The following is a 13274-nucleotide window of genomic DNA, read 5'->3' as shown; positions in this document are numbered from 1 at the left end:
TTTCCATTTTTGGCAATGTATATTATAATTATGGCAAATAGTATTCTAGGAGGGATTTTTTGGTAAACTTTAAAAAGTTAGGTATCATCCTAACATCTACTGCATTTTCTGTCGGTGTACTTTCACCAATGGCACAGGCTTCTGCAAATGTAAAGGAATCTCCAGAAAGAGTCGCAATTCAAGTAGATTCAACAGAAACTAAAGTAACAAAAAGTATGCTTATTAAGCAACTGAATACATTATTTCCAGGTAAATTCAGTTTTGTAACAGAGAATGATTTCGATATGGGACAAGGGCATTACTATAATGATGATAAAACGGTACGCTATGAATTAAGCTTCCATAAGAAAGTCGATGGTAAAGACGTTCATGGTGGCTTTACTTTTAAAGGTGACGCTTTAGAATTAGAAAACTTCTACTATCAGCCTGCCAATGTAGCGGATGCAATTTATCCTGCTAAATATTCAAAGGTTGACGCAAAAAAAGTTGCCGACGACTTCCTGAAGAAAATGCCTAATACTGCCAATTACAAACTTCGTGAAGATGTAAGGAATGATGATTTTGGTTTCAGTAGACCGATATCAGAACCAATTTCGTATTCATTCGCTTATTCGCCAACTCATAATGGTGTGCCATTTAGTGATGAGAGTGTGTATATCGAAGTTCTAGCAAATGGTGAAGTTGTGGGGATGTATCGTAATACTGAGTCAACTAGTAAAGCAACATTTGACAGCTTAGAACAGAAAAAGAATGAGACAGATGTACTTGCACAGATTCGTGAAAACTTATCAGTAGAGTTACGTTATTTAATTGACTATAACCACCAATCAGATGAAGCAATTGCTAAGCTTGTATACATGCCGACAAACTTCATTGGTGTAAATGCATTAAATGGGCAGTGGCAAACAACAACTGGTTTTACTTCACAGGTGCCGAAGACAAAAGGTGTGGAAAAACTTTCAGCACAACCACTTGAGCCTAGAAAGAAAAATATGACATTAGCTGAAGTTGAAGAGTTAGTGAAGTCTCTCTTAAAATTTGATTCAGACAAAGTAAAGCTGCGAATTGAATCGATTGATGAAAGAGAAAATGAAAATGGCGAGTCAATTTATTCAGTACATTACATGTATGATTATGGAAATCATGGCTCAGGAACAACAATTGAAGTGAACAAAGCAACAGGTGAGATTATAAACTTCTGGGATATAGGTGATGAATCCTTGGAGACGAATGATAAAGTAGAGCCAATCTCAAAAGATGCTGCGTTAGCAAAGGCAATAGGCTACTTAAAAGAGTTGGCTCCGTCATATATTCATAACTATTCAAAACCACTTGAAGATCCAACATATGATAAGTATAGTAAGCAATATTTCTTCTCGTTCCCACGTATTGTTAATGGCATTGCTGTAATGGGGGATGAAATTTCTGTTGGTATCAGTGCAGATGGAAAGTTATGTGGTTTACATGTTAATAATCACAAGATTGATAATTGGCCGTCTGTAAACAAGGCTGTTTCTGCTGATAAAGCAAAAGCAATGTTCAGTGATGGGCTAAAACTAAATCTGCAGTATTCAAAACAGGATGGAGAGGGTAATAACCACTATAATTTAGTATACTCTCCAGTTTATAATGGAATCCTATCCAATAATATTGATGCAACAACTGGCGAATGGCTACTGAAAGCGGATGATTCTAAAGAAAAACCAGCTATTTCACATCCAACAGCTGGAGAAGAACTAACTTATTTATATCGCCAAAATGTGTTAGACGTTAAAGACCCAGCTAACTTTAATGCTGATGCAGCTGTAACAAAGGGAGAAGCTTTGAAAATTTTAGTTAAATCATTATCATATGGATATTCTGATTTTGGTCCTTATGGTGGGAACAACGATAAGCAATCCTTCAACAATATTGATAAAAAGCATCCATTATATGGAACTGTTGAACAAGCTGTAAGAATGGGTATTTTACAACCGGCTGATAAATTTGAAGTTGATGCAACATTGACTCGTCAAGAGCTGGCACAATGGTTAGTACGTGTACTAGATTTAGAAAAAGCAGCAAAACATAGTGACATTTACAAGTTAAACTTCACTGATGCAGGCACAATTGATTCAGCGCATGCAGGCTATGTTGCTTTAGTAAGCGCAATGGGACTAATGGATGCACAGCAAAATAAATTTAACGCTACTGAGAAAGTGACATATGCAGATTTAGCTGTCTCAACAGTTCGTGTAGCAAAAGCTGTTAATGAAAATAACAGCAATCGCAATTACTGGTAATCGAACATGAAAAGGGTATCTCCTAATAGTTGGGGATACTCTTTTTTTTGTAGGCGGTTTTGGTGGGAAGATGAGAATAAAATTATTGTTAGCTGTTTTGTTAATGATCGTAATACTTTATGGGTGTAATAAGGAAAAAGTACAAAATGTCCCTGCCGATGCTTCAACTGAACAACGGCCAGTTAACACAATAATTAGTTTGCTGGCTCTTTTAATTTTGCTAAGGTTTATCGTCTTTACAGAGGCACGAATAAATGAGCAACATTGTACTTTAGGAGATTACAGCAAAACAAAAAGATTGCTGTTAAGAAGTCTATATGATATTATTATCTCGAATTAAAGATAATTTAATTCGAAGTAAATGAGATGAGGGAGTCGGATGAAGGAAGACAATCGTAATTTAAAAGCTTTTACGGTCTTGTTCCGGGCGTATCAATCGATTCAGGATGCAACAAAGAAAGATTTACTTCAATATGATTTAAATCAAACCGAATTTTCGGTACTTGAGTTTTTGTACCACCATGGTGAGCAACCAATTCAAATGATTGGAAAGAGAATATTAATCGCAAGCAGTAGTATTACGTATGTTATTGATAAGCTCGAACAAAAAGGCTTCGTGTATCGACATGCTTGCCCGAATGATCGTCGTGTCACATATGTTTTATTAACATCTGAAGGAAAGACTTTAATGGAAGAGATATTTCCAAAGCATGAACAAAAAATTAACGACATTTTTGCAGTATTAGATCAACAGGAGATGGAGACAATGATTCTGTCTTTGAAAAAGGTTGGCTTGAATGCAATAAAAAAATAAAAAATTTTTACGTAAATATCTCGAATTCGAGATAAATGGGAGGAAATATAGAATGAATCATTTAAAAGGAATTCACCACGTTACTGCTATTACAAGTAGTGCGGAAGAGAATTATAAATTTTTTACTTATGTGTTAGGAATGCGATTAGTGAAAAAAACGGTTAATCAGGATGATATCCAAACATATCATTTATTCTTTGCAGATGATAAAGGAAGTGCTGGTACAGATATGACTTTCTTTGACTTCCCGAACATTCAAAAAGGTATACATGGAACAAATGAAATATCAAAAACATCATTCCGAGTTCCAACAGATGTAGCATTGGACTATTGGATAAAACGCTTTAATCGATTAAATGTTAAACATACAGGTATTAAAGAGCAGTTTGGCAAGAAAACTTTATCTTTCGTTGATTTTGATGATCAGCAGTATCAACTTATCTCTGATGAAAATAATACAGGTATTGCATCAGGTACGCCATGGCAGGATGGACCGATACCACTTGAATATGCGATTACAGGCTTAGGCCCGGTTTTTGTTAGAGTGGCTAACTTTAAACATTTCAAAGAGGTGCTAGAGAAAGTGATGCTCTTTACAGAAATTGCGGAGGAAGGGGATTTCCATCTATTTGAGGTTGGTGAAGGCGGAAATGGTGCACAAATGGTTGTAGAATTTAACTCAGTTTTACCAGTAGCTCGTCAAGGCTTCGGTACAGTACATCATGCAGCGTTCCGTGTAGAGAATCGGGCTGTATTAGATGAATGGACTGAACGATTTGAAGGCTTTGGCTTCCATACTTCTGGTTATGTAAATCGTCATTTCTTTGAATCACTTTATGCACGAGTAGCACCACAAATTTTATTCGAGCTAGCAACTGATGGCCCAGGGTTTATGGGAGATGAGCCTTATGAAACTTTAGGTGAAAAATTATCATTGCCACCATTTTTAGAGCCAAAGCGTGCACAAATCGAAGAGCTTGTTCGCCCTATTGACACTGTAAGAAGTACGATTACGTTCGATAAAGAAAATGAGTAATACTTTTTTTGCCATTTTTGCAGTGAAGCACGATACACTGATGAATGGCAATTACATACTCTTAACAGCTACATGATTTTGACTTTTTTTAAGAAAGAGGGTTAGATAAATGGAATTTTCAAAGCTAATAGATAAGCGCCGTTCTGCAAATAATTTTATAGAGGGCATCAAAATGACAGAAGAAGATATACGCCCCATTTTGGAGGATGTAAAGCTTGCTCCGTCAGCCTTTAATTTACAGCATACGAATTACATCCTTGTCTTGGATGAAGAAATGAAAGAAAAAATAAGAGAAGCAGCTAATGGGCAATATAAAGTGCATTCAGCTTCAGGGGTCATCCTTGTCTTAGGGGATAAGGAAGCCTATAAAAATACAGCTAACCTTAGTCAAGGGATGGTAGACTTAGGCATTATTACTGCTTGTGAATTAGACAATCTTGTTGATGAAAATACAAAATTTTATGAAGAACGTGGCAAGGAATTCATGAAGGAAGAAGCGATTCGTAACGCTTCACTTTCAGCTATGCTATTTATGCTAGCAGCCAAAAACCGTGGATGGGATACATGCCCAATGATCGGCTTTGATCAGCAACAAATGAGAGCTCTTTTTAATGTGCCAGAAACACATGAAATTGCACTAATGATGACAATTGGTAAGGAAAAAGAAAGCAGTCGCCGCTTACGAGGTTATCGTAAACCGGTTGAGGAATTTGCTACCTATTATTAGGGTAGTATAAAATAGAATTGTTTATAAATAATAAAGTTAATGTATGTTTAGGAGGAAGCATTTATGAAAGTAGTAGCAATCGTAGGTAGTATCCGCAAAGAGTCTTATAATATGCAATTAGCAAAATTCATTCAAAAACGTTATACAGAGAAATTTGATCTTGAAATAGTAAGCTTAAAAGATCTACCAATGTATAACCAAGATATCGAAAATGAAGCACCACAAACAGTACTTGATTTTAAAGCAAAAGTTAAAGCGGCAGATGCAGTTCTTTGGGTAACACCAGAATATAATGGTACTGTGCCAGGTGTTATGGTTAACGCTATTGATTGGTTATCTCGTGTGGACAAAGTAATGATTGGCAAGCCATCGTTCATGATGGGGGCATCAATGGGTAACTTAGGTACGGTTAAAGCACAATTACATTTACGAGATATTTTATTCTCACCTGGTGTTAATTCACCATTACTTAGTGGTAATGACGTTTATATTGGAGCTGTGCACACTAAATTTGATGAAGAAGGCAATTTAACAGATGAGAGTACTGTTAAATTCCTTGATGTAGTTATTGATAACTTCTTAAACTGGATGAAAAAATAAAGAGGCTAGGACATAACTGGTCAAAACCTTAAAAAACGCGAGAAATCAATTGTAGAAACGTTGATTTCTTGCGCTTTTCTGATGTGAAATATTGTAATTTTGCTTCAGAAATATACTTATGTCCCAACCTCTTAGTATTGATAAAAAAATGTGTGAATGTTGAGCCGCTTTACATGAGGGTGATTACCGTTCTAGGCTACCCGTTTTCCTGTGAGTGAGCGTCAAGTAGCTTCAGCCGGAACGGAAATCAACCTCTCGCTTTATAAGATTTATTTCTGCATGAAATCTTCATATATTAACGTTATACTTTTATGAAATCCTATATTGGTGGTTAGAGGATGAAAAAACTTTCACTTAAGCTTGGAATAATCTTTTTTAGCACATTATTTTGTATTGAAACATTTATGATGCTTTTCTTACATGCGTCTTTGACCAATTCTAGAGTTGAAGAGGAATTAAAGAGCTTGCAGGCAAGGGGAAATTCACATCGAACAATATTAGAGCAAAATTTCGATAAGGAAACATTAGCTCACGTAGTATTAATGGAATCAAAAGAAAATACGGATGTTGTTATTTCAGATAAGGCTGGAAAACTATTAGCTGCTTCACAGCCACACCCTGAAATAAGAGCTTATATAAAGAAGCTCGAGGATAACGTTCCTTATAATGGAAAGGTATTGCAGGATAATTGGCAGGAGGAGAAATATATTGCAACAATTAGTCCTATCCAAAAACAGCAAACGACAATTGGCTATGTTTTTATGTTTCAAAATACAGATTCTATCCATGCATTAATGGAACGCTTAAATAAGCATTTTCTAATTGTTGGTATTATTTCAGGATTGGTGACCATTGCAGTCATTATTGTTTTGTCTAGAAAGCTCGCCTACCCATTAGTTCAAATGAAAGAAGCTACTTTGAAAATGAGTAAAGGGGATTTTACGGTGGCCCTTTCTACTAATGGTAAAGATGAATTAAGCGATCTTTCTAATGCAATACAGCTTTTATCAGATGATTTACAACATTTAAGAGAAGAGAGAAAGGAATTTTTATCAAGTATTGCCCATGAGCTTAGAACACCATTAACGTTTATAAAAGGGTATACAGACATACTTTATAAACGTGATTTGACGGAGCAAGATCGCCAAAAATATTTAAGCATTATTATAGAAGAAACAAATCGACTTTCTCGTTTAATAAAAGACTTATTTGATTTAGCAAAAATGGATGAAAATTCTTTTGTTATTGACAAGGAATATCTTCATTTGGATGAGTTTTTGGTTAATATTGAAGCCAAGCTGAGCCCTGCTTTTCAGGAAAAACAAATAGATTTTTTTGTTCAATGTGAAGAGGGATTAACATTAATGGCTGATTCGGCAAGACTTGAGCAAATTATTTTAAATCTTTTAAATAACGCATTAACGTATTGTTCCTCAGGAGATTCGACTTCCGTAATTGTGAAAAGACACAGTAACTTGTTAAAAATTATTATAAAAGATACTGGGAAAGGGATTCCGAAGAAGGATTTACCTTATATTTTTGAACGCTTTTATAGGGTAGAAAAATCTCGTACACGTGCGCATGGAGGTTCAGGATTAGGCCTCGCTATTGTCAAAGAACTTGTACATGCACAAGGAGGAGAAGTAACCGTTTTTAGTGAGGAAAACAAAGGGACTACTTTTGAATTACTGTTTAAGGAGTAGGAACGAATGAAAACATTATTACTAATTGACGATGAACCAAGGATGCTAGATTTACTATCTCTTTACTTAGAGCCTACGTTTCATTGTATAGCAATGACATCGATTAGAAATGCTCTAGTGTATTTAGAGGAAAATCATATAGACTTAGTGCTGTTAGATATTATGATGCCAGAGATGGATGGCTGGCAAGCTTGTCAGGAAATAAGGAAGTTTTCGGATATACCAGTGATTATGCTAACAGCAAAAGGGGAGCAGGCTGATATCATAAAAGGGTTAAATATTGGGGCAGACGACTATATTTTAAAGCCTTTCGATGAAGAAGAGTTACTAGCTCGTATAAATGCTGTATTAAGAAGAACGAAAGTTGAAGAAAAAGTTATTTTCTTTGAAGGGCTACGTTTAAATAAAGAATCCTTTGAATTATATTTTCAACAAGAGGCTATTCCTTTAACGCCGAAAGAATTTGCAATGTTAGCGTTATTTCTTGATTATCAAAATAAAGTTTTCTCAAGAGAACATCTCATTAATACAGTCTGGGGTTATAACGTATCAATTGAAGATCGAACTATTGATTCACATGTCCGTAATTTACGAGAAAAATTACGAAAAAGTGGTTTTCCAGCTGATGAGTACTTACAAACAGTTTGGGGAATCGGCTATAAATGGCATAAGTCAGCTGATCGAAAGCCTTTAGAAGCTAGAAATAACAACCTCTGATGGAAGAATTCCCGCAGAGGTTGAATTTTTATTTTTTTGTTGCTAGCTCTTCTTCCGTAACCCATTTATGGTTTTTCACTGCTTCACCTATAGTTGTAGACGTATAATCAATCATATAAACTGTCGTTTGTAGTGCCTCATCTATATGGACAGTCGCATTTTCCATCCCTTCCATATGAGATGCATTCGTTTTGATTTCTGTACCAGGAGCCAATGGAGCTTCACCTGAATCTATCAATTCCTCATGAATAACCCACTTATGATTATCTACGCGATTTCCACCTGTAGTTGGCTCATAGGAGACAATGTAGGCTGTCGTATCATAAGCGCCAACAATCGTTGCTTCTGCGCCTTTCATACCTGCCATATGACCATCCGTAATAATGGCGGTGCTTCCAACAGGAAACTTTGGTTTTTCAGCATTTTTCAAAGTTGTTGGTACTTCACTAGAGCTTGAATGGTTCATCATAGAATGATCCATCTCAGTGCTCTGCTCAGTTTCGGTGTTATTTTTTGAATTGGTTTCCGGCTTAGTTGAACTGGTAGAGCAAGCTGATAATGTTAGTAAAGCTAATGCTGTCAGTATGCCAATAGGCCATTGTCTTTTTAATATCATGTTAATTTCCTCCTCCTTATTTGCCCTTAATGTAGCAAATAAATGTGCAGAAATTGTGGATAGCAGTCTTACAAGAAAAAAAACCCTCTTTAGCATCAAACTAAAGAAGGGTTTCTGTTATTTAACAGGAATTATTTTCAATACTTTTTGTAGGCGGTAGGCAAAAATACCGGCAAATATAGCTAAAATAATATCCTTTGGTAATGGAGGCATCATCCAAAGCCATGCCATCTTATAAGAAAAAGCATCTGGAGCACTAGCCCATAGCTTATAGGCGAAATACATCCAATTCGTTCCAAGTAAATAATTAATGGCAGTTGCAATTAAAGCAGCAATTACATAGCTTTTTTTCGTTCCGCTGCGCTCTACAATAAGCCCTGCAACATATGCAGCTAATATAAAAGTGACAATAAAACCGAATGTAGGACTTAAGATTTGTCCAAAGCCACCACTGAAACGTGCAAATACAGGTGCGCCTGCTAAACCGATGCACATATAAACAGTACAAGCGAGTGCACCTTTTCTACTACCAAGAATCAGTCCTGCTAATATAGCAAAAAATGTTTGCAGCGTAATTGGTACGCCACCAACAACCATAAAAGGTACAAAGGAAGTAATATTAGCGCCAATCATCATCAATGTTGAAAATAGTCCAATATAAGCAATATCTACTGTTCTTAATTTGTGATGCGAGTGTTCCGCTACTGTTGTCATTATTTCACCCCTAATAAGTAATGTTGATAATAATAGTGTAAGAAAATAAAGTTTTTGTGTCAACTTGATTATTTTATTCGGTTAACACAAAAATAATTATCCTTCTTATTTGGATGAATAATTCTAGTAATAGACGAACTATTAAAATATATGATAGAATCGTCATAATTTTAAAATATATATGATGCTAATGGTGTGACATCTTGTAAATGTGTCACTTAAAAGGGAAGTTGGTGCAAATCCGACGCTGTCCCGCAACTGTAACGAGGAGTTCTATGATGATTTAGCCACTGTTCTAGAATGGGAAGGCAATCATAGTACATTGATTCGAAGCCAGGAGACCTGCCAATTAGCGAATACCTGTAATGCCCACGAGGATGAAAGCGATTACGGACAATAGAAGGAAATCTTTCTTACTTTGTTTAATCTCGGGTATTTCTATGCGTATTTAGCATGGAATACCCTTTTTTATTGCTTCGTACCTATTATTTTTGATTAGGAGTTAATAAACAGATGAATAAAAAATTTATACTACTCTCAATGACTCTTCTTCTAGTTCTACTCATTTCAATGACAATTGCTATAATGGTTGGATCGGTTTCTGTTACGCCACAATATGTATGGAAGGTCATCCTTTCAAAAATCCCACTTATACAAAATGGAATAGAACAAGATTGGAGTCGCTCACAGGAAATTATCATTTGGCAAATCCGAGCTCCACGTGTATTGCTCGCTGCTATCGTTGGAGCAGGATTGGCAATTGCAGGAGCAGCTATTCAGGCACTTGTTCGTAATTCAATTGCTGAACCATATATTTTAGGGATTTCTTCTGGTGCAACGGTTGGTGCTACAGCTGTCATCATTTTAGGTGCTTTTTCATTTCTTGGTGTTTATGCTCTTTCCGTATCTGCATTTATCGGTTCTCTCACAGCGATGGCGTTAGTTTTCTTCTTAGCGCGTGTTGGCGGTAGAGTTTCTGTCTTTCGACTTTTACTTTCAGGGATGGCGGTGTCGTTTATTTTATCTGCTATTTCAAATTTTATATTAATGATGTCGAAGCAAGAGGGCGGAATGAAGGCAGTCATGTTTTGGATGCTAGGAAGCTTAGCTGGTGCAAAGTGGAGTAATGTTTTAATTCCTACAGTTATTTTTATTGTGGTGTTTGCCTTGCTATGGCTCCACTATCGAAGTTTAAATTTATTACTTCTTGGAGATGAAGCAGCTGTCACTTTAGGGGTTAATTTACAACAGTTTCGAATTCAACTTATCTTATTAGTTTCATTATTAACGGGTGTTCTTGTCGCAGTCAGTGGTTCAATCGGATTTGTTGGCTTAATCATTCCACATATTGTACGGCTAATTGTAGGTTCAAACCATAAATATGTCATACCGATTAGTGCTTTATTAGGGGGGATTTTCTTAGTTTGGGCAGATGCACTTGCCCGAATTTTAATTGCTCCTGAAGAAATGCCAATTGGAATTATCACGGCTTTTTGTGGCGGGCCATTTTTCATTTGGCTGCTACGTCGTAACAATTATTCTTTCGGTGAAGGGGATTAGAAATTATGACATTAGAAGCGAAACAAGTATCTTTCTCCATTTCTGATGAACGCATTTTACATGAAGTAAGTGTTCAAATAAAGGAAAAGCAATTCGTTGGGCTGATTGGTCCTAATGGTAGTGGGAAGTCAACGCTACTAAAGAATATGTATCGTTTATTAAAACCAGAAAGTGGAACAATCTTATTAAATGAACAGGATATTTTAAAGCAATCGAGTAAAAGCATTGCGAAAAATTTAGCAGTTGTGAGCCAAGAAACACCGGTCTTATTCGACTTTACCGTACATGATTTAGTAAGTATGGGGAGAACACCCCATAAAAAACTATTCGAACTTGATCAACAACAAGATTTTCAAATTGTAAAAAGTGCACTTGATCAAACAGGGATTGCTCATTTAGAGAAACGTAGCTTTAGCTCTCTTTCGGGGGGAGAAAAAAAGCGTGTGATGGTTGCCCGTGCTCTCGCTCAGCAAGCACAGATGCTTATTTTAGATGAGCCAACAAATCATCTAGATATTCAGCATCAATTGCAGCTAATGGATCTAATTCAAACCCTACATCTAACAGTTGTTGCTGCCATACATGATTTAAACATTGCAGCTATGTATTGCGATCAAATTTATGTTTTACAGCAAGGTCGAATTGTTTGTTTTGGAACACCAGAAGAAGTACTTACGCCACAATTATTACAGGATGTATTTGGTGTTTATGCTGATATTCAAATACATCCACTTACAAGGAAGCCTTATTTAACGTATGTCTCTGAGCAATTTACGAAGAAAGCTTTAAAAACTACATAAATAAAGTATGGTTCTTCGGCAAAAGGAGGGGTTGATCTCCGTTCCGGCTGGGCGCTTTTTTTACGAATAGCCTGGGACGGAAATCACCCTTATTTAAAGCGCCACAAAATTTACAAAGATCTTCTTGACCATTTTGTTTTTCAACAATAACAGATACACCTGCTATTTATGGATAGGACAACTGTTAATAGAAGAAAGAGCTTCATTTTCTTCGTGTATACTTATATCCTTTTTGGGGAATTGTATACGTGAAAGGAATTGATGAAAGTGGAAGAGATAAAGTTTGCACAATTAGATCAGCAACAGCTTGAAAAAATTAATGAGCTAGAGAAGACAATTGGCGTGACAATAGTGGCGTATGATTCTTCGACAATGCCATCACAGGGCTCAGGTGCTTATGAATCAAATAATAGTACTCACAACAATCATCCATCATGATTAAGAGTGAAACGCCTTGCAGCAATGTGAGGTTTTTTTATTTCATTGAAAATAATAGAGGTGTTTACAATGATGCAAAATTTATATGCAGATTTACATATTCATATTGGACGTACTTTAAGTGGACGCGCTGTCAAAATTACTGGCAGTAAATCGTTAACGTTAACAAAAATTCTCGAGACTTCTAGTGCAAGAAAGGGACTAGATATTATTGGAATTATTGATTGCCATTCACCAGAGGTTATGGATGAAATGTCAGAAATGATTGAACGGGGTGAACTGAAGGAGCTAGAACAGGGAGGGCTTCGTTATAAAGACACAACCCTTATCCCAGGCACTGAAATTGAGATTTATGATTGTCATTGCCTTGGACCAATCCACGTACTTGCCTATTTTCCAACACTTTTACTTATGAGGGAATTTTCAAATTGGATGTCTTATCATATGAAAAATATTCATTTAAGCTCACAGCGTATCTATTGTGATGGTCGAACATTGCAGCAAAAGGTTCGTGAGTTAGGAGGGCTGTTTATTCCTGCGCATGTTTTTACACCGTTTAAAAGTTTGTTTGGTAAAGGTGTGCATCGTAGTTTAACAGAAGTATTTGACCCGCAACTTATAGATGCGATTGAGCTAGGTTTAAGTTCTGATACCGCTATGGTGAGTAACATCAGAGAGCTTCAAGCATACACATTTGTCAGCAATTCTGATGCACATTCGCTTGGGAAAATTGCACGTGAGTATCAAAAATTAAGACTATCTGATGCCAATTTTACAGAGCTACAAATGGCGCTACATGAACAGCAAGGGCGCGCTGTAACAGCCAATTATGGCTTAAATCCTTTGCTGGGCAAATATCATCAGACTGTCTGTGCAAAATGTGGTGAACAGCTTAGCAATATGGCAACAATCTGTACTAACTGTGAAAGTATCCAAATTATTAAGGGAGTTTCTTTACGTATTATGGAGCTATCAGAGCAGCTGACGGATAAACGTGTTCGACCACCGTATATTCACCAAGTACCACTAGATTTTATTCCAGGTTTAGGACCGAAAATGATGGAAAGATTGCTACAAGCATTTGGTACAGAGATGAACATCTTGCATCGAGTCTCACTAGAACAGCTTGAACAAATCGTACCACATAAGATTGCTAAGATGATCGATTTAGCAAGAACAGGACAATTGGCAATTGAAGCTGGTGGTGGTGGCATTTATGGGAAGATACAGCTTGAATAGAAAAAACAATTTCTCTTATTTAACCCAT

Annotated in this window: 13 protein-coding genes and 1 riboswitch; of the genes, 11 read left to right on the top strand and 2 right to left on the bottom strand. The window is 36.4% G+C overall.

Going from position 1 to position 13274, the window contains the following annotated elements:
* Nucleotides 1-59: 59 nt before the first annotated feature.
* The 7 genes from QUF91_RS25075 to QUF91_RS25045 all read left to right on the top strand — a co-directional run bounded on the left by QUF91_RS25075 (nt 60) and on the right by QUF91_RS25045 (nt 7879).
* The gene (locus QUF91_RS25075) at nt 60-2282 is read left to right on the top strand and encodes a YcdB/YcdC domain-containing protein (protein WP_289419735.1); all 2223 of its coding nucleotides are present in this window, start codon (nt 60-62) and stop codon (nt 2280-2282) included.
* A gap of 379 nt (nt 2283-2661) precedes the next feature.
* Nucleotides 2662-3096 (top strand): MarR family winged helix-turn-helix transcriptional regulator, encoded by a 435-nt coding sequence (locus tag QUF91_RS25070; RefSeq protein WP_285396157.1) that lies wholly within the window; start codon nt 2662-2664, stop codon nt 3094-3096.
* A gap of 52 nt (nt 3097-3148) precedes the next feature.
* Complete coding sequence (locus QUF91_RS25065; RefSeq protein ID WP_289419734.1) at nt 3149-4132, top strand: ring-cleaving dioxygenase; 984 nt, start codon at nt 3149-3151, stop codon at nt 4130-4132.
* Between the two features lie 109 nt (nt 4133-4241).
* The gene (locus QUF91_RS25060) at nt 4242-4859 is read left to right on the top strand and encodes a nitroreductase family protein (protein WP_289419733.1); all 618 of its coding nucleotides are present in this window, start codon (nt 4242-4244) and stop codon (nt 4857-4859) included.
* A gap of 63 nt (nt 4860-4922) precedes the next feature.
* Nucleotides 4923-5459: an NADPH-dependent FMN reductase gene (locus tag QUF91_RS25055; RefSeq protein WP_285396154.1), complete on the top strand. Its 537-nt coding sequence runs from the start codon at nt 4923-4925 to the stop codon at nt 5457-5459.
* 338 nt (nt 5460-5797) lie between these two features.
* A complete protein-coding gene (locus QUF91_RS25050) occupies nt 5798-7162 on the top strand; it encodes a sensor histidine kinase (protein ID WP_289419732.1) in 1365 nt (454 codons plus the stop codon).
* A gap of 6 nt (nt 7163-7168) precedes the next feature.
* Complete coding sequence (locus QUF91_RS25045; protein ID WP_289419731.1) at nt 7169-7879, top strand: response regulator transcription factor; 711 nt, start codon at nt 7169-7171, stop codon at nt 7877-7879.
* Between the two features lie 28 nt (nt 7880-7907).
* Here the strand turns inward: QUF91_RS25045 and QUF91_RS25040 are convergent, their stop codons facing one another.
* Together QUF91_RS25040 and QUF91_RS25035 are read right to left on the bottom strand one after the other, a co-directional pair.
* A complete protein-coding gene (locus tag QUF91_RS25040; RefSeq protein WP_289419730.1) occupies nt 7908-8495 on the bottom strand; it encodes a YdhK family protein in 588 nt (195 codons plus the stop codon).
* A gap of 117 nt (nt 8496-8612) precedes the next feature.
* Nucleotides 8613-9209: a biotin transporter BioY gene (locus QUF91_RS25035; RefSeq protein ID WP_285396149.1), complete on the bottom strand. Its 597-nt coding sequence runs from the start codon at nt 9207-9209 to the stop codon at nt 8613-8615.
* 174 nt (nt 9210-9383) lie between these two features.
* Nucleotides 9384-9573, top strand: a riboswitch (cobalamin riboswitch).
* Nucleotides 9574-9722: 149 nt separating this feature from the next.
* Here QUF91_RS25035 and QUF91_RS25030 point away from each other — a divergent pair.
* From QUF91_RS25030 to QUF91_RS25015, 4 genes are all read left to right on the top strand, one after another.
* The gene (locus tag QUF91_RS25030; protein ID WP_289419729.1) at nt 9723-10769 is read left to right on the top strand and encodes a FecCD family ABC transporter permease; all 1047 of its coding nucleotides are present in this window, start codon (nt 9723-9725) and stop codon (nt 10767-10769) included.
* 5 nt (nt 10770-10774) lie between these two features.
* A complete protein-coding gene (locus tag QUF91_RS25025) occupies nt 10775-11569 on the top strand; it encodes a heme ABC transporter ATP-binding protein (RefSeq protein WP_289419728.1) in 795 nt (264 codons plus the stop codon).
* A 267-nt stretch (nt 11570-11836) separates the two neighbouring features.
* Nucleotides 11837-12007 (top strand): hypothetical protein, encoded by a 171-nt coding sequence (locus QUF91_RS25020; RefSeq protein ID WP_289420140.1) that lies wholly within the window; start codon nt 11837-11839, stop codon nt 12005-12007.
* Nucleotides 12008-12079: 72 nt separating this feature from the next.
* Nucleotides 12080-13246: an endonuclease Q family protein gene (locus QUF91_RS25015; protein ID WP_285396170.1), complete on the top strand. Its 1167-nt coding sequence runs from the start codon at nt 12080-12082 to the stop codon at nt 13244-13246.
* The last annotated feature ends 28 nt before the right edge of the window (nt 13247-13274 follow it).

Origin of the sequence: Lysinibacillus sp. G4S2 (assembly GCF_030348505.1) — a bacterium.
Classification (GTDB): Bacteria; Bacillota; Bacilli; order Bacillales_A; family Planococcaceae; genus Lysinibacillus.
This window is presented reverse-complemented; position numbering and strand designations above follow the sequence as displayed.